We start from the raw sequence: 24,257 nt of genomic DNA on the forward strand, positions 1-24,257 counted from the left end.
ATGCCTGGAATGAGGCATTGGTGAGGGGGTGTGGATGAGAACCCTCCGGTTCGAGCCAAGGCGCGTAGCGCCGGGCGGGGGAGCGTAGCGACGCCCATCCCCCCTCCGCCACCGAATTGAAAAGAACCGGCTCTCAGCAGCCGGTTTTTTCATGCCTGGAATGATGTTCAAAGGGAGGAAGGAAAATCCGCCGTTGCAAACGGGTTCCAGCAACGACGCCAACGCCTGTACTATAAAAATTCGAGTAATGGTCAGCAGGCATCGCAATGAAGACCATCGGCATACTGGGCGGCATGAGCTGGGAATCCACGCAGAGCTATTATCGGTTGCTCAACGAGGGCGTGCGTGACCGTCTTGGCGGGTATCACTCGGCGAAGATCGCCATGGTCAGCGTCGACTTTGCCGAGATCGAGGCGCTGCAACAGAGCGGTGATTGGGATCAAGCGGGAAAGACGCTGACGACAGCGGCCCGTCAGATCGAGGCCGCTGGCGCAGAGTGTCTGTTGCTGGCGACCAATACCATGCACAGGGTGGCCGGTGCGATCGAGTCGGCACTGAGCATTCCGTTTCTCCATATTACCGATGGCACCGGTTCACGATTGCGTGCCGCTGGCATCGATCAGGTCGGCCTGCTGGGGACGCGGTTCACGATGGAACAGGATTTCTATCGAGGCCGGCTACTCGACGGGCATGGCATTTCCTGCCTGGTGCCGTCTCGGGAAGATCGGGATAGCGTTCACCGAATCATCTTCGAAGAACTAGTGCATGGCGTGATCACCGAATCGTCGCGACGGGTCTATCAGGAGATCGTCACCAGGCTTCAGGCGCAGGGCGCAAAGGGTGTGATTCTGGGGTGTACCGAGATCGCCTTGCTGCTCCGACCGCAGGATTGCGATCTGCCGCTCTATGATACGACCGCGCTGCATGTCGACATGGGGCTCGAATTCGCTCTGGATGACGCGGCGACGATCCTGCAATCTCCCTCGGATTGATCAGATAATTCAGTCTCCTGCTCCGACCCTGCCGATCGATAATGGCGCTGGGGACAATCCCCTGCGTACTTGCCCGGCCTTCGGGCCGGGGCTTTTTGATGCGCGGCCGGTTAGCGCTTCTTCTTGCCGGTTTTACCCGCCCGTGATGTTCTTTCCCACAACGCTTGCCGGTGGTAGACCCCTGAACCGGGTACTCCGGCATGGCTGTGAATGCCGTGTCGGCTGACGTTCAGGTGGGCGCCGCGAGGGCCGATCGAGAGCGTCGGGCCATGATTGTCGAGCCGAATCCGCAGCCCTGGAGCCAGCCGCAGCATGCGGCGAAAGCGAAGTCCCATGGGATATCTCCTGGAAGTCTCTTTACGATTGACTGCGACTGACGGCATTCGTTCGGCGGTCTTTCAGCGTTTGCCATACCGGGCTACCAGGAACGATCAGGGCCAGCACGGCGCAGGCGGCAGCGGGAGAGAGAACATCGAAGCTGGAGTCCAGCGACCAGTGATGGAACAGCCCGTAAAAATATCCGACGTGATTGGGGTCGCCCCCGGCGTACTCGTGCTGGGCGATCTCGCGTCCCAGGAATACCGCGACGATCAGCGAGCCGCCTACCCAGCGACCGACGAGGGGCCAAAGCAGACACTGGAAACTCAGGGCAATGATGGCGTGCTCGAAATGGCTGGTATTCATGCAAACCTCGCGGCAATCGGTTGGCGTCAGCATAGCTGCTCGCGAGGTGAGCGACGTTGGATCATTCCTGGCGCGGCTGCCTGACCCGGCTGGCACCCGGCGTGACGTGGCGGCAGGCGGGCAGGACCCTGTCGCGCAGATAATGCCGATTGGCGGCGCAGACGCTGAGGCCGTCGCCGCCGTAATGCTCGAGACAGATCACGCCGCGAAAGCCGGCTTCGACGGCGAGCTTCATCGCCTGACGGTAATTGATCAGGCCACTCTCCATCGGTGCGGGGAAGGCGACATAGTGGCCACGCTGGCTGTCCTCGTCTCGCATGTAGTTCTTGGCGTGCCAGAAGTTCGACCACGGCAATACCTTGCGGAAAGCCTCGAGCCACGGTTCCACCGGCCGGTGCAGGCGGATCAGATTGCCGATGTCCGGATTCAGGCCGACCGAATCGAGGGCGATCTCTTCGACCATGGCGACGGCCGAGTCGGCGCTGCCGAGATAGGTGTCCTCGTACATCTCCAGCGACAGCACGATGCCCAGCTCGGCGGCGTGCTGGCCGAGTTCGCGGATACGTGTCACTGCCTTGTGCCACTGCGCTCGATCGTCGGGATCGTCGCGGTGGCCTTCGACCGTCCAGAACCAGAGCTGACGCTGCTGGGCTTCGGTCAGGGGGCGGTGCAGACCGATCGACACGGTGCCGATGCCGAGCCTGGCCGCGGCGTCCAGCGAGCGATGGCTGTAGGCGAGGTGGTCGTCGCCATGACGTTCGTCGATCACGCTTGCGCGCACCACCGAGATGGAGCTGGGCTTGAGCCGCGCCGATTTGATCACGCTGGCGAGAGCGTCGAGCTGGGCATTCGACATACCGCCGGGGCGAAAACAGTTGTCGGAAAGATCGACGCGATCGAAGCCTGCCTCGGCAATCTCCTGGAACAGCGGCTGCCACTGCTCGGCGCTGGCCTCATGCAGTGGAGTGCCATCCGGCAGACGATTGGGAAATGGCAGCATGGCAGCCGCAATCGGCCAGTCGGAAAGATCGGAAGTCATCTCGGATTCTCGTTAGTGTCAGGGGTGGAAGGCTTAAGGGTAGAGGACTCGGTGTTAGAGGGGATGCCGCTGGCGGACATGGCCGAGGCGAAGAACAGGGCGTCCTGAGCCTGCCGCAGCTTCCACAGGTATGAGCTTTCGTCGATCGCGACATCACGTACGCGAATGGGCTCGCCCGCGCGGACCGGTCTCATCAGCACTCGGTTGGCGGCGAGATAGTAGGGCAGCGGGGCATCGTCGCCGAGTGCGCTGGCCGGCACCAGCGCCGATGATACCTGATCGATGCTGTGGTGGTGGCCATGAGCGGTGAGCGTCGTGCCTTCTGCCAGGTCCGATTGGGCCATCGCGATCAGATCGAGGTGCGGTCTTGGCTGGCTGACGCCGCTGGGAACACCGCGACGCACCATTTCCAGCAGGGTGGTTGCGGCTTCGAGCCCGAGCAGGTGGCGGGGCAGCGGCAGCATTGCGCTGTCGCCGCGGCGACTGACCAGATGACCTTTCTCGGCCAGCATCTGCCAACTGGCGCGGTCGTGACCGCGTACGACCACGAATACGCCGCCCGCGAGGCTGAATTCGTCCGGGCGGCGCAGACAGTGGAAGACTTCCAGCGCCGGCGTTCGCGTCAACAGCCCGCCCTGGGCAGCCGGCACGAACAGCTCGGCAATCTCGCTGATACGCGCGATGGGATAATGCAGCGCCGGGCGGTCCGGTAGCAGGCCAGTGGCGTTGGCGACGATTGCCATCTCGCACAGATCCGGCACCGCATGCTGGGGTAGCGCCCTGGCAATTCTACTGCGATCCGCTAGCCACTGATGATGGCCTTGGCTGTCCAGTCCCGCGGGGAGCTCCCAGCGCTCCCCGAAGCCGGGGACGGCGACGGATCGACCGTTGCTGGTCATGGTCTCCCTGGTGGCGTCGAAGACGAAGTCGTACTCGCTCGATTTGCCCGCAGCCAGAATTTCCAGCCCCACCGTCTCGGCCCAACTGATGAGACCGATTGCCAATGCCGGCTGATCGCCATCCACCGGGCTGATCACGCAACCCTGTTTATGCGCCATGGCCGCCAGGCCGGGGCCGATCACGCTGTCGGCTTCCTTGGTCACCAGGGCGACATGGTGCCCGGCTTCAATGGCGAGCGCTGCGTGGCGAGCGCCGGCCTCGGGGTGACCGGTGGCTTCGATCACGACGTCCAACGGCAGTTCGATAACGGCTTCCAGTCGGTCGCCGACGATCCAGTGGCCGTCGTCCCAGGCGCGCTTGGCCTCTGCCGGCGTTCGGCAGTGGCGGATCCGACGGGGTTCGATGCCGGCATCGGCCAGCGCCTTGGCCGCCAGATCGGGGTCGAGGTCGAGTACGATGCGAGTGTCGACGGTCGTCAGATGGCGGGCGTGAACCACGAAGCTGCGACCGAACCCGCCGGCGCCGAGCACGCAGCAACGGATGGGGTCGCCGCCATCGAGGTAGTGGGAAAGATGCATGGGCGATGTCCTCGAATGGAACGCGGGCCTGGGTTTAGTGCCGAGAATCGGGCGTGGAGGGCTCGTGTGTCTGCGGCTTCTGGCGGTGCAGCCGCTGCCGCCAGCCGCGGAGCCCGACCAGTTTGGAGATCAGCGGCCATACCAGCATCAGTACGCCGAGCCCCATGATCGTGGTCACCAGTGAATTGGACCAGAACACGGTCAGCGAGCCGTCGGACATGACCATCGACTGCCGGAAGGCTTCCTCGGCGCGGTGGCCGAGCACCATGGTCAGTACCAGCGGCGCGACCGGGTAGTCGAGTTTCTTGAACAGATAACCGAGCAGGGCGAAGAACAGCAGCAGCCAGAAATCGAAGGTCGAGTTGGCGACCTGGTAGACCCCGGTAAAGATCACCGCGACGATGACCGGTCCGATGATGGCGAAGGGCACCCGCAGGATCGAGGCGTAGAGCGGCACCGTCGCGAGCACCAGAATGACCGCGACCACGTTGCCGAGATACATGCTGGCGATCAGGCCCCAGACGAAATCAGGGCGGGTGACGAACAGCATCGGCCCCGGGGTGAGGCCCCAGATCATCAGTCCACCCATCATGACCGCGGCGGTGGCGGAGCCGGGTACGCCCAGCGCCAACATCGGCAGCAGCGCAGAGGTGCCGGCAGAATGATCCGCGGCTTCCGGCGAGACGATACCGTTGGGCTCGCCCTTGCCGAACCGCTCGGGATGTCGGGAAAAGCGCTTGGCAAGGCCATGGCTCATGAACGAGGCGGCGGTCGGCCCGGCGGGGGTAATACCCATCCAGATCCCGATCAGAATGCTGCGCACCAGCGAGACCCAGTAGCGCGGCAGTTCAGCCATGGTGCGCAGGATATCCTTGATCCGGATCCGGCTCTTGATTCCATTGAAGCTCAAGCCCTCCTCGGTCGTCACCATCAGCTCGGCGATACCGAAAAGGCCCATGACCGCGACCAGGAAGCTGATGCCCTTGACCAGGTCGGGAATCCCGAAGGTCAGTCGCAGGCCGCCGGAAACGCTATCCATGCCCACGGTGGCAAAAGCCAGCCCCAGCATCATCGAGACGAGCGTCTTAGAGGGTGCGCTGGAACTCATGCCGATGAAACTGCAAAACGCCAGAAAGTAGACGGCGAAGTACTCCGGCGACGAAAACTTGAGCCCGAACTGGGCCACCCAGTTGGCCAGCAGGGTGATCATCACCACGCCTGCGAGGGCGCCCAGGCCGGCGGACATGAATGCCAGCGTCAGCGCGCGGGTCGCTTCGCCATTGCGGGCCATCGGGTAGCCATCGAACGTCGTGGCGACAGACGAGGGCTCGCCGGGAATGTTGAACAGAATCGAGGTGGTGGAGCCGCCGAAAAGGGCGCCCCAGTACATGCAGCTCAACAGGATGATGGCCGAGACCGGATCCATGGTGAAGGTCAACGGCAGCAGCAAAGAGACGCCGTTGGGCGCGCCCAGGCCCGGCAGCACGCCGACCAGCATGCCCAGCATCACCCCGATCACCATGATCATGAGGTGATTCCAGGTGAGGATGGTGGCGAAGCCGTCCATCAGCAGCGAGAGATTGTTCATGGTGCGATCTCCGGAAGACGGGCGCTTAATAGATGCCGAACGCGTGTTCCAGCGGGCCTTTCAAAAGCGGCACCTGGAAAACGAGTTCGAACAGCAGATAGAAGCAGATGCTGATGGCGATACCGCTGGCCAGCGATTTCCACCAGGCGTAATGGCCTTGCAGACGCATCGCGAAAAACACGTAAAGCGTGGTGCCGACATAGAGCCCCAGCAGCAGGGAGACGATGGCAAAGCCGATGATCGGCAGCGTGAAACGAGCAAGCGATCGGAGTCTGGCGGCATCCAGGAAGGTTTCATCCTTGTGGCGATGGCCGATCACCGTACGCAGCAGGTTGACGAGGCTCCCGGCGACGATCAGTATCCCGATCCAGAACGGGAAGTAGCCAGAGTCCGGCCCGCTCGGCGTCCAACCGGTGCCGACCTGCCAGGCGCCGTAGCAGATCGCCATGCCGATGGCGCCGGTCAGAAGTGCCGTGGCGATCTCCATGGTGTAACGGGAAATGCCATTGTGGGTCATGCTGTTCCCTCCCTCTGGAAAAGAAGGGCAGCGCGAAGCTGCCCTGCAAGGTCAACCACTCGACAACGTCGTCGGTTCAGGAAGCTCGTCGTCGGTTCAGGAAGCGCTCCAGCCTTCCTGCTCGAAGACTTTCTTGACGGTGCTGGCGTTGTCATCGATGTACTGCTTGAGTTCATCGCCGCTCAGGAACTGGCTGGTCTGCACCGTGCGAGTGACGTAGTCCTTCCACTCCGGGGTTTCGCTGACCTTCTTCAACAGATCCTGGTAGTAGGTCACCGCTTCCTCGGAGGCGCCGGCCGGCAACCAGACGGTTCTCGGCATGCGGTATTCGGCGATATCGATCCCCTGCGACTGACAGGTGGGAATATCCCCCCAGCCCTTGCCCTCATGGACGGGTTCGCCCTTGGGCAGCTGTTCCGGGCTGAACACGCACAACGGTTTGATCATGCCGGCCTGCCACTGGCCCAGGTTCTCGTTGGGATTGTTGACGTTGGCGTCGACATGGCCGCCGGCCAACTGCACCAGCGCCTGGCTGCCGCCGTTGAAGGGCACGTAGCGGAATTCGGTACCGGTGGCTTCCTCGATCATGCTGACCAGCGTCTGATCGGTATCCTTGGACTGGCTACCGGCGAACTGCATCTTGCCCGGGTTCTGCTTGGCGGCGTCGATGAACTCCTTGGCGCTGGCGTAGTCGGCGTCTCCGTTGACCCAGATCAGGAACTCGTCCATGGCCATGGCCGCGACCGGCTGGAGGTCGTCGGCGGCGTAGGGCATGTCACCGACTTCGGGCAGCAGATATTCGTTGTTGGTGCCGAACGTCAGCTTGTAGGGGTCATCCTTGGACGACGCCGAGTAGACATAGCCTTCGGCACCGCTACCGCCGCCTTTGTTGGAGACGATGATCGACTCGTCCATCAGCTGATGCTTGCCGATGATCGACTGTACCGTGCGGGCGAAGGTGTCCGTGCCGCCGCCGGCGCCGGATGTCACCACGAATTCGACGGGGCGGTCCGGTTGCCAGGCCAGCGCGCTACCGGAGACGGTAAGTGCGGCGAAGAACAGGGCCAGCGGCCTGAGTTGATGAGTGCAAAGCGGTTTGAGCGTATACATGGCGTTTCTCCTGTCATCTATGGCGTTATTGCTGTTGTGCGAATCGCTCGTGATCCATGGTCGACTCGTATGAGTCACTAGCTCTCCAGCGTGCCGGCCGATGCCGACAGGCTGAAACTCAGTCCGCTGCCGCCTGGCGGGCTCGGCCGGCCATGCGTGCCGCCAGCAGCAACGCTTGGCGCGAGGCGCCGAGATCGGCAATGCCGCGGCCGGCGATGTCGTAGGCCGTCCCATGAGCGGGAGTGCAGACGGGGAAAGGCAGGCCGCCGAGCATCGTCACGCCGCTATCGAATCCCATCATCTTCATCGCGATCTGACCCTGGTCGTGATACATGGTCAGCACCGCGTGAAAGCCTTCTTTCACGGCGCGAAGAAAAACGGTATCGGCCGGGAAGGGGCCTTCGACATCCATGCCCTGTTCGCGCGCGCGCTGGATCGCGGGTTCGATGATATCGATCTCTTCCATGCCGAAACTGCCGCCGTCGCCGGCGTGAGGATTGAGACCGGCAACGGCGATGCGCGGATGATCGTGCCCGGCCTGCTGCAGGCAACGATGCGTCAATGTCAGCTCGTCGACGATCGATTCCGGCGTTAGCGCCGCGGCAACGTCTTTCAGCGGAATATGGGAGGTCACACGGGCATTCCACACCGAGTCCAGGATGTTGAACTCCCGCGCCTTGCCCTCGAAGCCGATGGCGTCGGCCACGAAGCGGATTTCATCGTCGTAGCCCGGGTTGGCGTAGCGCATGGCTTTCTTGTTGAACGGGGTGAAGCAGACCGCATCCGCCTGGCCGCCATGGGCCAGTGCCAGCGCTTTGCGGAAGTTGGCCGAGGCGAACTCGCCGCCGGCCGGTGTCGCCTTGCCTTGATCGACGTCTTCCAGTGCCAGATGGGCAAGGTCGAGAAAAACCGGGGTCGATTCGAGATCCGTGAGCGAGCGGTTCTCGTCGATGGATTGAAGTGATGGTGAGACACCGGCGACGCGGGCGCCTTCGTCGAAAATACGGCGGTCGCCGATGACGACCAGCCGGGCGGCACGGTTGACGACATCATCGGCGGCCAGTTTGGCTGCCAGCTCGGCGCTGATGCCCGCGGGGTCGCCCATCGCCAGGGCGATGATCGGCAGCTCGGATGCGTCGTGACGCGATGGGGAATGAGCCATGGTATCTCCTCGTCGTTTGGGTTAGCACTTCGTGTTGAAGCGCCCGCTTTGAGAAGGAGATTGCGCTCAAATCAAAAATGTATACATTATACGTTGGTATTGAGCAGCGGTCGTTCCAGGCGCAGTATGATGGCTTCAGACTGATTCCGAAGCGCGTATCATTGATCGTGCCAAAGCTGAATCGATACATTCGATGCGCCACTTTCCATCACCGGTCCCACATTCATGAAGAAGACAGCCACGTCCGCCACGTCGTCGCCTCGTTCCGCGATCACCCGGCATTCGCTTCATGATGCGATTACCAGCCACCTTCGGGACATGATCATCGAAGGCGACCTCGAACCGGGTAAACGCATCTACGAGGGTCCGCTCTGCGAACGCCTGGGCGTATCGCGTACGCCGTTGCGGGAAGCGCTCCGCTATCTGGCGAGTGAAGGACTCGTTGACCTGACGCCGCAGCGCGGTGCGTCGGTCCGCCAGTTTTCGGCCAAGGACATTCGGGACATGCTGGTGCTGATTCGTACCCTCGAAGAGCTGGCGGGGCGTCTGGCATGCGCCGAAGCGAGTGACGAGGAGATCGCCGGGGTTCGAGAGCTGCACGATCAGATGCTCGACTACTATCGGCAGGGAAATCGACTCGATTACTACAAGACCAATCAGCGCATTCACTCCGCCATCGTGGCGCTAAGCCACAACGAATCACTGATCCAGGTGCATGCATCGCTGCAGTCGAAACTCAAGCGCGTGCGATTCATCGGGCATGAAGGGCAGGAGAAATGGGCGGCGGCAGTCGCCGAACATGAATCGATGATCGACGCGCTCGAGCGGCGGGAAGCGCATGCGCTGGTGAGCGCACTGAGTGAACATCTTGCTCACGCCTGGGAGCGAGTCAGGGACGTCGTCTCCTGAGTCTAAATGGTTAATTTTCTATATGACTAGCCCTTGCGTTGTAGGCAATCTCTTACACAAAAATCAGAGTATCTACTCTATTGCCGTTTAATATGGAGAGTTATGATTTCCTTTCGTTGTAGATCCTTGGTTCCCCGACTTCGGTCGGGGATTTTTTTGCGTCAAAATCGACACTCACGGTGTCTATTAATATGATTGGCTAGATGAATTATTGATGGGAAAGTCATTTCGCTATTCAGTCAGTGCGGATAATCAATATAAGGATGTCGCCGGGTCATGTATGAAAAGAAGTGGCGCTAGCGTTATCATGGAGGTTACAAAAACACACCAAAAAGAGGTTCCTAGTTAATCCACGTTAGTGGATCTGTTTATTCTACTGTCGCAAAATGGTCAGCACGCGAACGCTTCAATGTCAGTTTCCTAACCCCCCATTACATTAAAATCATCACCTCTGCCGATCGACATTCAAGACGGGGCATGAATAGCAGCGATGGCGGTTGGCGGGAACATGATCCCTCGACAAGAGGTGTCGGAGATCGGAACCCCCGTTATCGAACCGGCAATTATCGAAATTCCGGACACTGGAAAGTCCAGACACGAAAAATCCTAATATGGAAAGCCCGGTCACATTGCTTGTACGTCAAGGATGGCGACAGAAAGGAGTACCCGTGACGGAATACGGGCCATGGAAGCGGTGAGCAATGCCGCACCTTTCAGCAGGGTAGGCACGTGCTGATTGAAAGCCCGGCCGGGCTTTCTCTTATCCGGCGATGGCACAAGTATTTCCAATGCGGGGGCGATCATGGCGCTTGCATGTCTAAGTCTTTGGATTTACGATCAAAAACATTGCGGGTGTAGCTCAATGGTAGAGCAGAAGCTTCCCAAGCTTAAGACGAGGGTTCGATTCCCTTCACCCGCTCCATCGGTCATCTCAGGCCAGTCCTCTTCTCTCGACGATCGTTCCCTTCTCAAGCCATTGATTTGGCAATCCTGCTGCCTTTGTCGTGCCTGAAGCGATCGCCCCCAGGTGTCATTGGTCTTGAAGCAGGGCGCGAACGCCTGGCCGATCGACTACGCTGATGGTGATCGCTCATGAAAGGAGACGCGCCATGGCAGAAGCCCATGCTCAGTGCCCGAAATGTGGCCAGCAGACGCTGGATGTACCCTCGGGAGACGCCCCCGACGAGCAAGTCCATTGTGTCTCATGCGGTGCAATTGTCGGCAAAAAGTCGGACTTTACTGCCGACATGCAAAAGCGGGAGGAGACATTCGTCAAGGAGGAGATCGCCGACGGGGTAGAGAAGGCGCTTCCCGGTGGCGATGCTTCCAAAGACACCGGCCGTTGAGACGATGCTTCCGGAAGTCGAGGCCAGTTCCAAAAGTCGGAGTGATGGGGAAGGGCGCCACTCACCTGGATGGCGCCCTCGGTCACCCAAGTCATTGTGACTCGAGTCTGGGACGTCCTTGCGGACCTATTGGATGTTCGAGGGCCAGGCGAATGGCCTTTTCTCTATCAATTCCCCTGTCTATCAGCTTCTTCAGCCGTGTCTTGAGCGTGCTCAGGGGCATCCCGTGCCGTTCGGCAAGAACTGCCAGACTCTCACGCTTGGGTTCTCGACCTCTTTGTGTCATGAGAGGTGCTGCGCGGTCCTTTGCCGTCATTCTCATCGCCCACCCCATCTGCTGCCATCTCGATACGCCATCTCATGGTACGCATTGATACATGAACGGCAGAGGAGCGGATAAATTGAGCAGAATCACACCTGTCTTCCATGGGCTACCGGATTTTCTGTCCGGGGCAGCGATTCAAACGGTGATATCCGGCTACCAACCTAGGACCTGACCAGTCGTTGCGTCATCAGCTTCTTGACGGCCTGCGCCGCACTCTCGCGCGTCTGCGCGGGGGGAGGATGCGCGGCAATGGTTTCAGAGTCAGGAGAATGATTTCCGGTAACGTGGTCGGGGGGCAAGGAAATCGACGCCGCAGGTTCTATCGAGGGCGGAAGCGTTGTCGTCAGATGAAAATCGTGTTGGCCACAAAACTGTGCGGACTTGAGTTGTTGTCGGTGATGATGTCGGTTCAACCATCTCGCCTCTTCCATGGCAGCGGGGCGGTTGAAATAGACGTTCATGCACGCGCCGTTTCGACGAAAATCGGCAACGACGAAGTGTTCATCAGGCATGTTGGAATTGACGATACGCACGAAGTAGCGATTCGACATAGACGAGCTCCCGTCAGTATATGGCTATTAATCTACTGCCGTCTTCGGGATTACGCAGTGGGTACCGGCTTAGATGCACGTAAGAGATTGCCTCGAGCAAAAATAAATGGTCGACAAGCGTGATACGGCTAATGGAGTACTGAACTGGATGTTTAAATGATTACACTAGCAATGGCAATTTCCATCCTCCAGCGAGGGATCGATAAATTTCATGGATATCTGAGCTCAATTTGGTCTCGACGGCCCGGACTGGATGGTTCGGATGGTTTGCCGCCCGTTTGAATTGACGACAATCTCATTCGCCAGTCGGCGGTAACGACTCGTGGGGGAGTAGACCCGAGAATGGAAGGGGCGAGGGTTGAGCGAAAATAAGATGTTCAGATGGGCGGCGAACCCTCCTGGCGAATGGGAGCCGCCCAGGTGTCAGCCGTTCTAGCGGGGTTTGCGACCGTTGTCCGTTGGCGAGTTGCCTTTGCGCTGCTGATATTTGCTGTAGGCCTGCTTGGCCGTTTGTTTGGCTTTCTCGCGGTTTTCCGGCTTTCTGAACCAGTTCGCGATGGCGGCGCCGATCAACTTTTTCATGACGTACCCCTGAGCTGGATGGGTCGACTTCTCGATAGTCTATCGAGTCGTGGTACGCTCTGTCTGAANNTGCTCATTTACACCTCGTAAACTCCGCTTTTTCGTCAATTTTTGCCTAGTCTGGCCATCGCTCGCCGATTTTTCAGACAGAGCTTAAGGTCTCATGGTTCGGATGCCAGGCTCAATCAACACTGCCGATGGGAGACGTGTCGTTCCCATTGAGCCGTTCGGCTTCCATTTCGGCCTCTTCCGAAAACGCATGGCGTGATTGTATCCAGTGATCATCGCCACTGTCGTCATAGCGCGTGTCCACCACCAGCCACTCCGGCGCCTCTTGCGTTTCGTTGATGTCAGAATGACGAACGGCATATTGATTCAAGCATACCTCCCGATGACCGTTTCTGCTCTGTAGTCCCATGTGGCCGTCCTGGCCGGATTCCTGACACTCCATCACTGCTGGTGCGCAGAACCGGTAGCAAACGGGATCGTTCGAACCGAAAAGGGGCGGAAGCCCCTTTTTTGCCGACCCCGATGACGTCACTGGCTTTCGATGGCTTCGCCGGCGGCGTCACTTTGGCCCTCGGCATTGATTTCGTCGAGTTGGTCGGAGTCGGGAACGTCCGTCGTTTCATCGGTTTCCGACTTGACGGCGTCCATCGATTCGTCTGCGGCCTGACTGTGACCTGTCGCGGTATCAGACTGCTCGCCGTTGGATTTGGTAACCCCACTACCCTCGGTCAGGGGCTCTTCATTGGCGTCGTAGGCTTTCTCCATGGCGTCGCTCTGGGCAAGCGCGTGACCCGCGGCGCCCATCAGCAGCATTGCGGTCAGGGAGGCAGTGATCAGATTCTTTCTCATGACAAAGTCCTTTTGCGAGAGAACAGCTATGTCGGGGTAACAACGATGCCGGAGCCACGATCGTGGCTGAGCCGTTATGCCCCCTAACTATAGGCCATAAACGTAAGCTGGCAGGAAAATCTGTGCACGCGGAATCTTTACGTCAGCGAGGTAGGCCGCTGCCTTGAAGTGTCTGGTTGTCGTCGCCATTTATCCGATATCGCTACGGCCCAGTGCGTTTTGCCTGGATCGTATATGGCGACCAGGAGGGCCGATCATGAACGCTCGAGATTATCTTGCCAGGCAGGGAATCGCTCTCGACAAGGAGGAAGACAAGCCGCAGTCGCTCGAAGAGAAGGCTTGGGCTCGGGCTCGAGAGGCAGCCGAGCACGGCCCGCGTAGTGGCACGCCCCACGATTGGGAAGACTGGGAGCGTTATCACGAAACGCTGGCCGCCGATTCGCGTTCGATTCATGCCAAGGCGAGCAAGACTCGCCTGGCTCGTGACGACTCCTCGAATCGCGAGCAATGAGCGGAAGCGCTCAATACCAAACGACGCTATGCTGGTGTTGGGTGAATCAAGACTTTTCAACGAGATGTCTTCATCTCGTCCACCTCGACTAGCGGACAAACCGGTTGTCGAGGCACCGCAACGGATTGTCGAATACTGACAACGATGTCGTTCTGAGCAAAGGAGGCCATATGGACATCATTCGCATCATCTTCGCTATTCTCTTGCCGCCGGTAGGAGTATTCCTGCAGGTTGGTCTGGGGCTGCAGTTCTGGATCAACGTCGTGTTGACGCTGCTGGGGTATATCCCGGGTATCATCCACGCGATCTGGATCATTGCGACGCGTTAAGACGCGTTTCAGTGTCGAGTTCATCGGCTTCCTCAGGGAAGCCGATGCCGTTTCAGCGGTCTCATCATCGTGGTGTCAGCGGATGCGGTAGTGGTAGAGAAGCCGCTCGTCCTTGCGTGGCCCGATGATGCGCCACTCGAGATCGAACCCCTCCGGTTGCACCGCGAGCCTCGCACTGTAGGCATCAGCTGCGCATTGATGCGCTTTCACATTGACCAGCGTGTCATCGTCACTGCCGTCGATCACCAGGTCGAACAGTGACACCGCATCGGCAACACCGCGGCGCTCGTGAGAAAGGGCGATCCGATCTGCATGGATATCCCAGCGATAGACGTTACGCATGGGCACGCCGCGATTCTGGCCATCGAGCGTGAAGATGCCGGACTCGAACAATCTTATGCTGCAGCCTTCTCGAGCCACTTCGATCGTCCCTTCACCCTGGCCATTCCAACCCGTTTCGGAGGCTTGACCTGACCTTGCGCTGAACGCAAAGCGCGAAAGTTTGGGCAAAATCGATCTTAGTCGTATAATCGCTGTCAACTTTTCGTGTTTGCAAGGTTGACCGTTCATGTCGTATCTCGTTGGTGTCACGGCGCTGTGGGCTTTCTCGTTCAGCCTGATCGGTGTCTATCTATCCGGGCAAGTCGACAGCTACTTTGCCGTCATGACGCGCATCATCCTGGCGACCTTGATGTTCTTGCCTTTTCTGCGTCCTGTTGCGCTGAGCTGGTCCTCGCGCCTGGGGCTGATGGCCATCGGGAGCGTGCAACTCGGCGTGATGTATCTGTTCTTCTACCAGTCCTTCCTCTTGCTTACCGTACCGGAGGTGCTGCTGTTCACCATTTTCACGCCGCTTTATATCACGCTTATCGACGATCTGTTGGCGCGACGCTTCTCCCCACGCTTTCTGATCGTGGCGATGTTGGCTGTGATAGGCGCCGCGGTCATTCGTTACGACGGCGTGACCTCCCACTACTGGCTGGGTTTCCTGGTGGTTCAGGGCGCCAACATGAGCTTTGCGCTGGGGCAGGTTGGCTATCGTCACCTGGCGCGAAGCTTGCCAAAGGACGTGGCGCACCGCCATCTTTTCGGCTGGTTCTACCTGGGAGCGTTATGCCTCGCGGTACCGGCTTTCTGGCTTCTGGGGGATACGGCAAAGTTGCCGGCGACGCCGTTGCAGTGGGGGATTCTGGGGTGGCTGGGTCTGGTCGCCTCGGGGCTGGGGTATTTCCTCTGGAACAAGGGCGCGTGCCGCGTCGATGCCGGTACCCTGGCGATCATGAACAACGCTCTGATTCCCGCCGGGTTGATCGTCAACCTGTTGATCTGGAACCGGAATGCCGACCTGACTCGACTGGGGATCGGGGCGCTGATCCTGGCCGGTTCGCTATGGCTCAATGCGCGCTGGGCGAAGCGTTCCGGGGCGGCAACGGCATCGCTGGCGGCCACTCGCGGCTGACCACGAAAACCCGGCACCGTCGTCCGTCCGGCAGGACCAGCAGCAGGTGTGCGGACTTGCCCAGATCGTCGAAATGGCGGGCCAGTTCATTGTCCAGGATCGCCAATGGCATAGGCTCGGTTGCTGGCGGTGCGAGCCAATGGGGCTTGGCCAGCAGGTGACCCGCTGCGCCTTCAGGTAGTTGCCGGCTCAAGGCATGCCAATCGGATCGATGACACCAGAGCCCCTGTTCAGCCCCGTCGTTGGCCAGTCTCGGTAGCGACAGGCGCTGGTCCCACGGCTGATAGAGGCATCCCGGCATGATGGTTCGCTGATGCATTGGGCCGTCTGCCCCCAACGCTCGTCGCTGTCGATCGGCGACCGGGGACCGGCCTTGAGGAAGCTGGTGGGACTGAAGACGATGGCATTTGATGGCCAGTGAATCGAAGCTTCCGACACCGATCCAGCGCGAGGGATCTTGCTCGTCGCCAGGCCCTTCGGGCAGCCCGAGGAAAAACTTGATCGCCAGCTCGGCGTGAAAAATCTCTACTCCACCGAGACCTGGCGATGCATCGCCGACCCGATCCGATGTATAGAGAAGGTCGAGCTCACCCAGGGTCTGTCCGCTATCGCGTAGCGCCACATTGTGCGCCAATAGCCGAGTACGAGGCGCATGATCCAGGATCCAGTGCCAGAGCACCTCGTGATAGATGCCCAGGCGTTGCCAGCGGCGCTTGAGCCGATGCGCCTGAAAGTCCGATTCCCGGCTCTCCTGCCGGCGTAGCCAGGCGCGCCTGTGATCGTCATGATCGAGCCCCAGCTCTGCCAGCGTGGGCCGGCCAGGATAGTCGACTGTCGCCATGTCCGGGGCGTGCAATAGCCATGCAATGTCGCGGACCCAGGGTTGACGCAGCGCTGCCAGATCTTGCCGCAGCCGTTCCTCCATAGGGTGGAAAACGTCGAGCGGGGTATCCGATGCCGAGTGCGAACGCATCAGCAATCGCCTAGCGTGGTTTGGCCGCGGGGCCGATCACCGTTGCACCAGCGGCAACGGCGCGAGTGACCACGGCGCCGGCACCGATGCGCGCGTTTTCTCCGATCTCGATATTGCCCAGGATGGTGGCGCCGGCGCCCAAAAAGGCACCACGGCGGATCTTGGGATGTCGATCGCCGCTGAGTTTGCCGGTGCCACCGAGCGTGACGCCGTGGAACAGTGTGACGTCGTCTTCGATCACCGCGGTTTCACCGATGACGATGCCGGCGCCGTGGTCGACGAATAACCCCGACCCCAGGATCGCGGCGGGGTGGATATCGGCACTGAACTGGGCCGCGACACGGTACTGGAGACAGCTGGCAAGATCGGTCAGACCTTGCTGCCACCACTGATGCGCAACACGCTGGCACTGCACGGCGCGGTAACCGGGGAAGAACAGCAATGGTGTGAAGGGCTCGGGGATGGCGGCATCCTCGCGGAGCAGTACGAGCAGATCCTGCGCGGCGGCGACCGCAATCTCGGGTCGCTGTTTCAGGGTGTCTTCGATGCGATCCCGCACCATCCCCTCCGGCAACTGCGGTGTTGCCAGGGTTTCGGCGATGATTCGTGCCAGCGCGCTCGCGAAATCCGGAACCTCCAGGAGGTGGTGACGATATAGCGCCTCCAGCAACGGATCTCGCTCCATGGCCCCCTGCGCGGACTCGACCAGCGCCGGCCATAGCGTGTCAGCGTCCAGCTGATTCGAGAATGCCCTGGAATGATGTTCGGCATCGGCTGGCATGATGTCCTCTGGGTCGTGTCGTCGTGTCGTCGTGTCGTCGTGTCGTCGTGTCGTCGTGTCGTCGTGTCGTCGTGTCGTCGTGTCGTCGCCCTCGAGCCCATCTTGGATCGATGGATACAGGTTTCCGGTTAACCCGGCTGGCGATAAAAATTGAATTCGTGAGTGCGAGCCGTCCTGACCAGTGTCGACATCCATCCCGGCGAGATGCTGCGGTGATGGAAGAAAAGCGCACCGTGAGTGATATCGGGCAGGGTGCCGTTGAGCGCGCGGCGCGCGACTTCCTTGGCCGCCGTGTATTGCTCCGGCTCGTTGGCCTCGTCGGGACGGCCATCGCACCACCAGGAGAACTGGCAGTGGCCGCTCTCCGCGCCCTGTTGAACGATCTCGCACAGACTCGAGGGGAACTCCGGGTTCCCCAGCCGGTTCATGATGACGTTGGCAACCGCCTGCATTTCCCGCTGGTCGGTACCCTTGGCTTCCCAGTAGATCGATCGCGCCAGGCACGATATCGCATCATCGAGCGGCGCCAGCCCGCGCGGATCGACGGCCTCCACGCCCTCCGGCGTCAGCCTTGCCGCATCCGGGGCCGGTTCGATTCGATCCGTCTCGACGACCCGTTGCTCGAGCTGTTCGGCCTTCTGTCGCGCTATCTCGGCTTTCGTCGGCGGTGGCCCGGCCAACGCCGACGTGCAGCTCAGCAGCCAGCATGCCAGCAGAACACCGATCGTCAGACGCCGATTCAACCGGTCAGCCGGCCTGGACATCGTTGTCTATCGTTTGAATGACGTCGAAACCCTCGAACTTGGGCGGCCCGAGATAGAGCCCTTCGCGGCGGCTCTGGCCGGCATTGGCATGGGCAGCACGAAAAGCTTCCGAGTGCGTCCAGGATTCGAAGTCTTCGCGGCTGCGCCAGACGGTATGGGAGGCGTAGAGAACATGATCTTCCTCCTGGGGGCCGCGCAGCATGTGGAATTCGACGAAGCCGGGCAAGCCTTGGAGTTTCGTTTCACGCTCCAGCCATAGGGTCTCGAACTCTTCGGTGCGTTCGGGGTTGACGCGAAAGCGGTTCATGGCGATGAACATGGGGTGACTCCTGAAGGAAAGGTCGGCGCCCGCCAGGGAACCGATTGACGACCGCTGCCGCTGGTTTCCAGTGCGACCGGGGTAACATTGCCAGCATCCAGTGCCAAAAGTCGAGCCGGAAGCAGCTCGCGACGGACAGGCGAGGCGTTGACGCCACGGTGAGTTAGTGGGCTAATCCAGGCAACAGTTCCCGTTCTTTGGTTGCCATCCATGGATATTCCGCATCAGCGTCTGGTCTACTTTCGCGTCACGGTCGAATCCGGCTCATTGCGCAAGGCGGCCGCCAGGCTCGATATCGCGCCGTCGGCGGTCAGCCGTCAGATCGCGTTGCTGGAAACCGCCTTCGGCGCACCGCTGCTCGAACGCACGCCGAGAGGGATCAGGCCCACGCCGGTGGGGGAAATGGCGCTCGATTACTGCCGCAGGCGAGGGGATCTGGATGACGATTTCATTACCCGCCTGGAGGCCTATCAGCGTCTGGAGACGGGGACGATCGCACTGGTGGTGGGTGAGGGTTTCATCAACGATCTGATCGATGCGCCGTTGAAAGCCTTTGCCGAACGTTATCGTGGCATCCGTCTGGACATCGAACAGGCCGGTACCGACGAGATCATCGAGTCCGTGGTCGAAGATCGGGCGCATATCGGGCTGATGTTCCATGAACGCGTGCATCCGCAGATTCGCTTCTGGGCCTCCAGCGGTCAGCCGTTGCTGGCGATCTGTCCCGTCGATCACCCGCTGGCCCGGGAGTCGCAGCCGATCTCGTTGCAACGGCTCAGCGAAACGCCCATGGCACTATGGAAAACCGGGCATGGGGTACGTCGACTGGTCGATCAGGCGTTCGTACAGGCAGGATTGCATCCGCAGGTAGCCGTGGAAACCAATTCTATGGCCGTGCTGCGTCGCGCGGTGGTGGCGGGAATGGGCATCACGCTGCTGCCGCGTTTCGCGGTCGCCCATGAACTGGCCGCGGGCAGTGTCGTTGCCTTGCCGGTGGCCTCGGCGCCGTTTCAGAATTCCCAGGCCCATATGATCACCCGGGTAGGGCGGCGTCAGCCTCAGGCCAGTCTCAAGTTGCTGCGTCATCTGGGCGCCTGGATGCTGGCATTTCGCTCCGCTTCCCACCGCCCCTGACAGGCCAGCGTCCGCGCTGCGCGCATCGCTGCCTAGCGTTGCTCGAATCGCAGTAGCGTACCCAGAACGCCAGGCGCGATATCGGCCTGAGTCTCGCTGTGGCGGTGATGGTCGATGCCGTGACGCTCCCAGCAGGCAATCGCCGCCTTCAGGTCACGGCAGGTCAGGGTGAGTGCCACGGCTCGCGGTGGCTCCGGTTCGATATCGCCGAGCATGGGGAAAGTGGCGGCCAGCGCCTGGCGGTCGAGCAGGTGACAGTCGCCCTTATGGGTATGAATGGTCCATTCGGCGCCGCCACCTCGGATCGAATTGGGCCCGTGAATGCGCCGGAAGTGTTCGATGTCGTAGGTCGGATCGTCGCTGAGGTACCAGACATCGGCGATCGACGTCGCGGTATTGGCATGTGCTTCCTGCGTCGGATCGACGCGAAACAGTTCGGGGCGCAACTGCTGGCAGAGAAACTGGGTCAGGAAGGGACGTTCCGGATCGTGCAGGATATCCAGCGCCACGCTCACTTCTTCGTCGCGGCCGCCGGGCAGGTGAGCCATGCGGCGAAAGATGATCGGGCATCCCGCGTTGAAGCCCCGCGCCGCGACCAGGGCGTGATCGCGCTGAATGCTGTCGCTGTCGAGCGCCACCATGGCGATGCCGTCACCGACCGTAATCAGGCGCGCCTCGATCAGACGACCGAACTGGAACCCGTTGTCATCCTGATAATCCAGACATTCCGGACGGCCGATCCCCATCAGTTCGATGAAGTTGTTGCTGAAGAACAGCAGGTGATTGTCCGTTCCCCACGGGTGCTGGTGGCGGGCATTGACGGTGAAACCAAGGTCTCGGGCTGCCTGGGCGGCATGATCGAGATCACTGACCGCCAGCAAGGGGTGATCGATGCCGAAGCTCATGAGCCTTCCATCCGATGGTGTCGTTATCTGCAGTATCGCCTAAGATCGCAGTTCGGGAGAGACAGCGTACGCGATCGCCCCCGCTTTTTCTCATTTCAACACCGCTCTCAATTCCGCGTTCTCTCAATCCAGCGCCGCCATGACACGGTCGATATCGTCCAACGTATTGTGCCAATGCGGAGAGATCCTCAACAGCGAGCCGGTCGCCGGCAGCCGAATGTTCAGCGGTTCGGCGGCCGTGTCGCACACCTTGGCAACGATGCTGGCCGCATCGAGTTTCTGGCGAGTCCGCAAGGGGGTGGCATCCGGCAGGTGGATCGTGGCGATGCCGCTCTCGGGATGCTGCAACAGCGGACGGAACCCGCGATCGCGGGCGAGCTCGTAGACCCGCTCGGTCAATGTCGTCAGATGTCCCTGCAACTGCTCCAGCGTGATCTGCTGAAGCTCGCCGATCGCCGCTGTCAGAGCGACCTGATTCATGACGGAGACGTCCGAGGCATCGAAGCGGCGCGCCTGGGGAAGATCGTCGAAACGTTGAGTTTCCAGGTTCAGGCGTAATCCCGCCAGCTCCGGGGCCGGATTGGGCTGCATCATGGCCGTTGCCAGCTGACTGACGTAGAGCAGAGCCATTCCCCGGGGGCCGCGAAGCCATTTGCGGGTAGTGGCGACAAGTACGTCGCAGCCGAATCGACGCACATCGATGTCGCTCTGCCCCAACCCCTGAGCCGCGTCGACGATTAGCGGGCAATGCGCTGGCCGAGGCAGGTTGCCCAGGGTTTCCACGTCATAGCGGCGACCTTCGATGCTGGTGACCAGGGGCGTCAGAATCGCCGCGACGTCCTCGCCGATCTGGTTCGCGATAGCGGCCGGATCGAACTGGCCGTTGGCGTCGGTTGCCAGCAGCTCGATGTTGCGTGTCGGCGCTCCGCCCAGGCGCCGCAGCAAGACGACATTAGACGCCCATTCGCCCGGTGCGATCAGCAGACGCCGGCCGGCGAGGTTCAGGCTACCGACCACCTGCGCCATGAGTTGAGACGTACTCGCGCCGAACGCGACCTGAGCTTCCGGCGCCCCAATCATGGTGGCCAGCCGGGTTCTCTTTGTCGGCAGGTCCCAGATTGCACTTTCGAGGCGTTGGCGCGGATAAGCCGCCATCTCCGCCTCCAGCCACTCCCGTAGATGTGCCGATACCGTCGGGCTTTGCAGACCGACGGAGGCGTTGTTGAGATAGCAGAGATCGGATGGCTGCACGCGGGGCTCTTCCTGGATTCGGGTCGTGCTGCCATGTTACCCGAATTGAGAGAAAGCGACCGAGGTGAGAAGAGAGCGACCCAAGCCGCTCTCACTGGTCATAGAGCCTCTAGACCTGGCCGCTGCCGTAGCCCATGGCGACGCTGGCTTCGGCTCCGGTTTCGACCCATACGCTCTGGGGGATCGTGTATTCGCGCAAACCGTCGAGGCCGCTGGAACGGCCGAAACCGCTGTCGCGAAAACCGCCGAAGGGCGACATCACGTTGATCGCCTTGTAGCTGTTGATCCAAACGGTGCCGGCGCGCAGTTGTGCGGCGACACGATGTGCCCTGGCCGGATCCTGCGTCCATACCGCGCCGGCCAGACCGAAGCGCGTGCTGTTGGCGAGGCGGATGGCCTCGGCTTCGTCTTCGAATGGCAAGGCAACGACCACGGGGCCGAACACTTCCTCGCAGGCGATCTCCATCGAGGCATCGACATCGGCGATGACCGTGGGTGCGAGGTAGTAGCCGTTGGCGCCTTCCGGCAGACCCGTCGGGCGCGTGCCTCCGGTGACGACGCGAGCGCCGGCTGCCTTGGCGCGTTCGATCATGTTGGTCACGCGCTCGAACTGACGGGCATTCTGCAGCGGCCCCATGCGAGTCGCTTCATCGGCCGGCAGACCGACGGCAATCCGGCTGGCAGCGCGGCTGACGCGTTCGACCACGGCGTCGAAGATGTCGCGTTGGATCAACAGCCGCGAACCCGCCACGCAGCTCTGTCCCGCCGCCGCGAAGATCGCCGCCTGCGCCCCGGCCACGGCGTCGTCGATCCTGGCATCGTCGAACACGATATTGGCGGACTTGCCGCCAAGCTCGAGCACGCTCGGCACCAACCGGCGGGCGCCGGCTTCGGCGATCAGGCGACCGCTGTCGGGGGAGCCGACGAACACCAGCTTGCGGATACCGTCGTGGCCGGTCAGCGCCGCGCCGGTAGTCGGGCCGAGGCCGTTGACGATGTTGATCAGCCCCTGGGGCAGGCCACCGGATTCGATCAGCCGGGCGATCACCACCGACGAGAACGGCGTCAGCTCCGAGGGTTTGAGGACGACCCCGTTGCCTGCAGCGATCGCCGGTGCCAGTTGCCAGGCGCAGGTGAACATCGGCGCGTTCCAGGGCGTGATCTGGCCGACGACGCCGAAGGGTACGTGGCGAACGTAGTTGAGGTGCGAGGTGGGCACCGGAATGACCTCGCCATGCTGCTTGTCGCACCAGCCTGCGTAGTATTCGAACATCTCCCGGACCTTGCCGACTTCACCCCGGCAGTCCCGGATCGGCTTGCCGGCGACCACGCTCTCGAGTTGGGCGAGGTCTTCCTCATGGCCCTCCAGGCGACGGACTGCCGCGTTCATGCGCCGGCCTCGTTCGCTGGCAGTCAGCGCCATCCACTCGACCTGGGCGCGGGTGGCGGCGGCCACCGCGCGATCCAGCAGATCCGTACCGGCATCGCGATAGGTGGTCAATTCTTCCCCGGTGGCCGGGTTGGTCAGCGTGATGGCATCGCCCTGACCGGTGACCAGATCCCCATCGATCCAGTTGGAGCAGGGCATGTCGCCCGCTTCCAGCGACAAACCGAACTGGGCGAGGAGACGGCGCAAGGCCTGCTGTGCCTGAGTGTTCAATGCGTTCATGCGGAGGCTTCCTCGTCGCTGTCGGCGGAAGGGGAGAAGTCAACGTCGGCCTGGGCCAGAATCGGTGAGGTGATGTGATTGAAATCGTCGCTATCCGCCGGTCGATCAGGGTCGGCGTGCCAGCCAGCGACCACTTGCTGCAGAAGGCTTAGATCGAGACCGAGACCGCTGGCGGCGTCGCGAGCCAGGCGCAGATCCTTGCGCATCAGGCCGCTGGTGAAGCCGGAATCGAAGCGACCGGAGAGGATCCACTCGGGAAAGTTGACCTCGCTGATGGCGCTTCTGCCCGAGCCGCTGTTGAGCCCGGAGAGACACGCCGCCGGATCGACCCCGGCCTTGGCGGCCAGCGTCACCGCTTCGGCGGTGGCGATCAGATTGGCGGCGCAGAGATAGTTGTTGGCCAGCTTGACCACGTGACCGCTGCCCGGGCCGCCCACGTGGGTGCGCTTGGCGGACATCGCCTCGAGTACCGGCATGACGCGTTCGAGCGTTGCCATATCCCCGCCGAGAAGCATGCCGAGCCTGCCGGTTGCCGCCCCCTTGGGGCCGCCGCTGACCGGCGCATCCAGCCACTCGAGCCCGGCATCGGCGACCTTGGCGGCGAGCTCGCGGCTGACGACCGGGTCGCTGGTGGAGGTGTCGACGATCACGCTGCCCTTGGGTGCCAGCCCGAGCAATCCCGGTGACTGCTCGATGACCTCACGAACATGATCGGAGGTGGGCAGGGACAACAGATAGACATCACTGGCGCCGATCTGGTCCGGACTGACAGTGGCGAGGCCCTGCTCGGCAAGCCGCCGGCGCGCCGCCTCGAATACGTCGCTGCCGGTGACGTCGAAGCCGGCGCGTTGGAGCGTCAGCGCCATGTTTCCGCCCATCTGACCCAGACCGATGACGGTGATTTTCATGAGATTCTCCAGGGTTGTTGTTGGAATGAAAGAACTGTCGGAATGAAGGGTTTTCGGATACAGCGCTCGGCGAATCCGCCGAGGAATGGATCGGCAGGGATGCTTTTCAGTAT

Annotated in this window: 28 protein-coding genes and 1 tRNA gene; 8 read left to right on the plus strand and 21 right to left on the minus strand. The window is 61.2% G+C overall.

Going from position 1 to position 24,257, the window contains the following annotated elements; all coding sequences use genetic code 11:
- The first annotated feature begins 266 nt into the window (after positions 1 to 266).
- The gene (locus DOM36_RS10760; RefSeq protein WP_110643084.1) at positions 267 to 992 is read left to right on the plus strand and encodes an aspartate/glutamate racemase family protein; all 726 of its coding nucleotides are present in this window, start codon (positions 267 to 269) and stop codon (positions 990 to 992) included.
- A gap of 110 nt (positions 993 to 1,102) precedes the next feature.
- On the opposite strand, the gene DOM36_RS10765 is transcribed toward DOM36_RS10760, so the two are convergent.
- The 8 genes from DOM36_RS10765 to DOM36_RS10800 form a co-directional block, all read right to left on the minus strand.
- Positions 1,103 to 1,327, minus strand: coding sequence for a DUF4236 domain-containing protein (locus DOM36_RS10765; protein ID WP_157958622.1), 225 nt, complete (start codon positions 1,325 to 1,327; stop codon positions 1,103 to 1,105).
- Between the two features lie 22 nt (positions 1,328 to 1,349).
- Positions 1,350 to 1,676, minus strand: coding sequence for a hypothetical protein (locus tag DOM36_RS10770; RefSeq protein WP_110643086.1), 327 nt, complete (start codon positions 1,674 to 1,676; stop codon positions 1,350 to 1,352).
- A gap of 61 nt (positions 1,677 to 1,737) precedes the next feature.
- Positions 1,738 to 2,715: a sugar phosphate isomerase/epimerase family protein gene (locus DOM36_RS10775; RefSeq protein ID WP_110643087.1), complete on the minus strand. Its 978-nt coding sequence runs from the start codon at positions 2,713 to 2,715 to the stop codon at positions 1,738 to 1,740.
- The gene (locus tag DOM36_RS10780; RefSeq protein WP_110643088.1) at positions 2,712 to 4,193 is read right to left on the minus strand and encodes a flagellar biosynthesis protein FlgA; all 1,482 of its coding nucleotides are present in this window, start codon (positions 4,191 to 4,193) and stop codon (positions 2,712 to 2,714) included. Before DOM36_RS10780 ends, DOM36_RS10775 begins: the two co-directional genes overlap by 4 nt.
- 34 nt (positions 4,194 to 4,227) lie before the next feature.
- On the minus strand, positions 4,228 to 5,781 hold the full coding sequence (locus tag DOM36_RS10785) for a tripartite tricarboxylate transporter permease (RefSeq protein ID WP_075568913.1): 1,554 nt from the start codon (positions 5,779 to 5,781) through the stop codon (positions 4,228 to 4,230).
- 25 nt (positions 5,782 to 5,806) lie between these two features.
- On the minus strand, positions 5,807 to 6,298 hold the full coding sequence (locus DOM36_RS10790) for a tripartite tricarboxylate transporter TctB family protein (protein WP_110643089.1): 492 nt from the start codon (positions 6,296 to 6,298) through the stop codon (positions 5,807 to 5,809).
- 96 nt (positions 6,299 to 6,394) lie between these two features.
- Positions 6,395 to 7,408, minus strand: coding sequence for a tripartite tricarboxylate transporter substrate binding protein (locus tag DOM36_RS10795; protein ID WP_075568915.1), 1,014 nt, complete (start codon positions 7,406 to 7,408; stop codon positions 6,395 to 6,397).
- 118 nt (positions 7,409 to 7,526) lie between these two features.
- Positions 7,527 to 8,570, minus strand: coding sequence for a 4-hydroxythreonine-4-phosphate dehydrogenase PdxA (locus DOM36_RS10800; RefSeq protein WP_110643090.1), 1,044 nt, complete (start codon positions 8,568 to 8,570; stop codon positions 7,527 to 7,529).
- Between the two features lie 225 nt (positions 8,571 to 8,795).
- Here DOM36_RS10800 and DOM36_RS10805 point away from each other — a divergent pair, with 225 nt between their 5' ends.
- From DOM36_RS10805 to DOM36_RS10815, 3 genes are all read left to right on the plus strand, one after another.
- The gene (locus DOM36_RS10805; RefSeq protein WP_075568917.1) at positions 8,796 to 9,479 is read left to right on the plus strand and encodes a GntR family transcriptional regulator; all 684 of its coding nucleotides are present in this window, start codon (positions 8,796 to 8,798) and stop codon (positions 9,477 to 9,479) included.
- An 848-nt stretch (positions 9,480 to 10,327) separates the two neighbouring features.
- A tRNA-Gly gene (locus tag DOM36_RS10810) sits at positions 10,328 to 10,401 on the plus strand.
- Between the two features lie 187 nt (positions 10,402 to 10,588).
- The gene (locus DOM36_RS10815; protein WP_110643091.1) at positions 10,589 to 10,825 is read left to right on the plus strand and encodes a hypothetical protein; all 237 of its coding nucleotides are present in this window, start codon (positions 10,589 to 10,591) and stop codon (positions 10,823 to 10,825) included.
- 486 nt (positions 10,826 to 11,311) lie between these two features.
- Here the strand turns inward: DOM36_RS10815 and DOM36_RS10820 are convergent, their stop codons facing one another.
- The 4 genes from DOM36_RS10820 to DOM36_RS10830 form a co-directional block, all read right to left on the minus strand.
- Positions 11,312 to 11,701, minus strand: coding sequence for a hypothetical protein (locus DOM36_RS10820; RefSeq protein WP_075568996.1), 390 nt, complete (start codon positions 11,699 to 11,701; stop codon positions 11,312 to 11,314).
- 432 nt (positions 11,702 to 12,133) lie between these two features.
- Positions 12,134 to 12,283, minus strand: a complete 150-nt coding sequence (locus DOM36_RS20310; protein WP_167369276.1) for a hypothetical protein — start codon at positions 12,281 to 12,283, stop codon at positions 12,134 to 12,136.
- Positions 12,284 to 12,464: 181 nt separating this feature from the next.
- The gene (locus DOM36_RS10825; protein ID WP_144076822.1) at positions 12,465 to 12,662 is read right to left on the minus strand and encodes a hypothetical protein; all 198 of its coding nucleotides are present in this window, start codon (positions 12,660 to 12,662) and stop codon (positions 12,465 to 12,467) included.
- Positions 12,663 to 12,820: 158 nt separating this feature from the next.
- Positions 12,821 to 13,141: a hypothetical protein gene (locus tag DOM36_RS10830; protein WP_075568998.1), complete on the minus strand. Its 321-nt coding sequence runs from the start codon at positions 13,139 to 13,141 to the stop codon at positions 12,821 to 12,823.
- Between the two features lie 256 nt (positions 13,142 to 13,397).
- Here DOM36_RS10830 and DOM36_RS10835 point away from each other — a divergent pair, with 256 nt between their 5' ends.
- Both DOM36_RS10835 and DOM36_RS10840 read left to right on the plus strand, forming a co-directional pair.
- Positions 13,398 to 13,652, plus strand: coding sequence for a hypothetical protein (locus DOM36_RS10835; RefSeq protein ID WP_110643092.1), 255 nt, complete (start codon positions 13,398 to 13,400; stop codon positions 13,650 to 13,652).
- Positions 13,653 to 13,822: 170 nt separating this feature from the next.
- The gene (locus tag DOM36_RS10840; protein WP_075569000.1) at positions 13,823 to 13,981 is read left to right on the plus strand and encodes a YqaE/Pmp3 family membrane protein; all 159 of its coding nucleotides are present in this window, start codon (positions 13,823 to 13,825) and stop codon (positions 13,979 to 13,981) included.
- Positions 13,982 to 14,056: 75 nt separating this feature from the next.
- On the opposite strand, the gene DOM36_RS10845 is transcribed toward DOM36_RS10840, so the two are convergent.
- The gene (locus tag DOM36_RS10845; RefSeq protein ID WP_198651262.1) at positions 14,057 to 14,551 is read right to left on the minus strand and encodes a DUF6314 family protein; all 495 of its coding nucleotides are present in this window, start codon (positions 14,549 to 14,551) and stop codon (positions 14,057 to 14,059) included.
- On the opposite strand from DOM36_RS10845, the gene DOM36_RS10850 reads away from it, so the two are divergent.
- Positions 14,550 to 15,440, plus strand: a complete 891-nt coding sequence (locus tag DOM36_RS10850; RefSeq protein ID WP_110643094.1) for a carboxylate/amino acid/amine transporter — start codon at positions 14,550 to 14,552, stop codon at positions 15,438 to 15,440. The genes DOM36_RS10845 and DOM36_RS10850 overlap by 2 nt on opposite strands.
- Here DOM36_RS10850 and DOM36_RS10855 read toward each other — a convergent pair.
- The 4 genes from DOM36_RS10855 to DOM36_RS10875 all read right to left on the minus strand — a co-directional run bounded on the left by DOM36_RS10855 (position 15,376) and on the right by DOM36_RS10875 (position 18,277).
- Positions 15,376 to 16,413 carry a DUF1853 family protein gene (locus DOM36_RS10855; protein WP_110643095.1) on the minus strand — a complete coding sequence of 346 codons (1,038 nt, stop codon included), beginning with the start codon at positions 16,411 to 16,413 and terminating at the stop codon, positions 15,376 to 15,378. The genes DOM36_RS10850 and DOM36_RS10855 overlap by 65 nt on opposite strands.
- Positions 16,414 to 16,423: 10 nt before the next feature.
- Positions 16,424 to 17,194 carry a serine O-acetyltransferase EpsC gene (gene epsC, locus DOM36_RS10860; RefSeq protein ID WP_110643096.1) on the minus strand — a complete coding sequence of 257 codons (771 nt, stop codon included), beginning with the start codon at positions 17,192 to 17,194 and terminating at the stop codon, positions 16,424 to 16,426.
- Between the two features lie 128 nt (positions 17,195 to 17,322).
- The gene (locus DOM36_RS10870) at positions 17,323 to 17,958 is read right to left on the minus strand and encodes a cell wall hydrolase (protein WP_110643098.1); all 636 of its coding nucleotides are present in this window, start codon (positions 17,956 to 17,958) and stop codon (positions 17,323 to 17,325) included.
- A complete protein-coding gene (locus DOM36_RS10875; RefSeq protein ID WP_075569004.1) occupies positions 17,942 to 18,277 on the minus strand; it encodes an antibiotic biosynthesis monooxygenase in 336 nt (111 codons plus the stop codon). The genes DOM36_RS10870 and DOM36_RS10875 overlap by 17 nt, the downstream gene beginning before the upstream one ends.
- Positions 18,278 to 18,487: 210 nt before the next feature.
- On the opposite strand from DOM36_RS10875, the gene DOM36_RS10880 reads away from it, so the two are divergent.
- Positions 18,488 to 19,411 carry a LysR family transcriptional regulator gene (locus DOM36_RS10880; protein ID WP_075569005.1) on the plus strand — a complete coding sequence of 308 codons (924 nt, stop codon included), beginning with the start codon at positions 18,488 to 18,490 and terminating at the stop codon, positions 19,409 to 19,411.
- Positions 19,412 to 19,443: 32 nt separating this feature from the next.
- On the opposite strand, the gene DOM36_RS10885 is transcribed toward DOM36_RS10880, so the two are convergent.
- The 4 genes from DOM36_RS10885 to DOM36_RS10900 form a co-directional block, all read right to left on the minus strand.
- Positions 19,444 to 20,316 (minus strand): VOC family protein, encoded by an 873-nt coding sequence (locus DOM36_RS10885; protein ID WP_110643099.1) that lies wholly within the window; start codon positions 20,314 to 20,316, stop codon positions 19,444 to 19,446.
- Positions 20,317 to 20,439: 123 nt separating this feature from the next.
- A complete protein-coding gene (locus tag DOM36_RS10890) occupies positions 20,440 to 21,567 on the minus strand; it encodes an aminotransferase class V-fold PLP-dependent enzyme (protein ID WP_075569007.1) in 1,128 nt (375 codons plus the stop codon).
- A 109-nt stretch (positions 21,568 to 21,676) separates the two neighbouring features.
- Positions 21,677 to 23,236: an aldehyde dehydrogenase family protein gene (locus DOM36_RS10895; protein ID WP_110643100.1), complete on the minus strand. Its 1,560-nt coding sequence runs from the start codon at positions 23,234 to 23,236 to the stop codon at positions 21,677 to 21,679.
- Positions 23,233 to 24,144 (minus strand): NAD(P)-dependent oxidoreductase, encoded by a 912-nt coding sequence (locus DOM36_RS10900; protein ID WP_075569009.1) that lies wholly within the window; start codon positions 24,142 to 24,144, stop codon positions 23,233 to 23,235. The genes DOM36_RS10895 and DOM36_RS10900 overlap by 4 nt, the downstream gene beginning before the upstream one ends.
- Between the last annotated feature and the right edge of the window lie 113 nt (positions 24,145 to 24,257).

It is taken from the genome of Salinicola sp. CPA57 (assembly GCF_003206035.1).
GTDB lineage: Bacteria > Pseudomonadota > Gammaproteobacteria > Pseudomonadales > Halomonadaceae > Salinicola > Salinicola socius.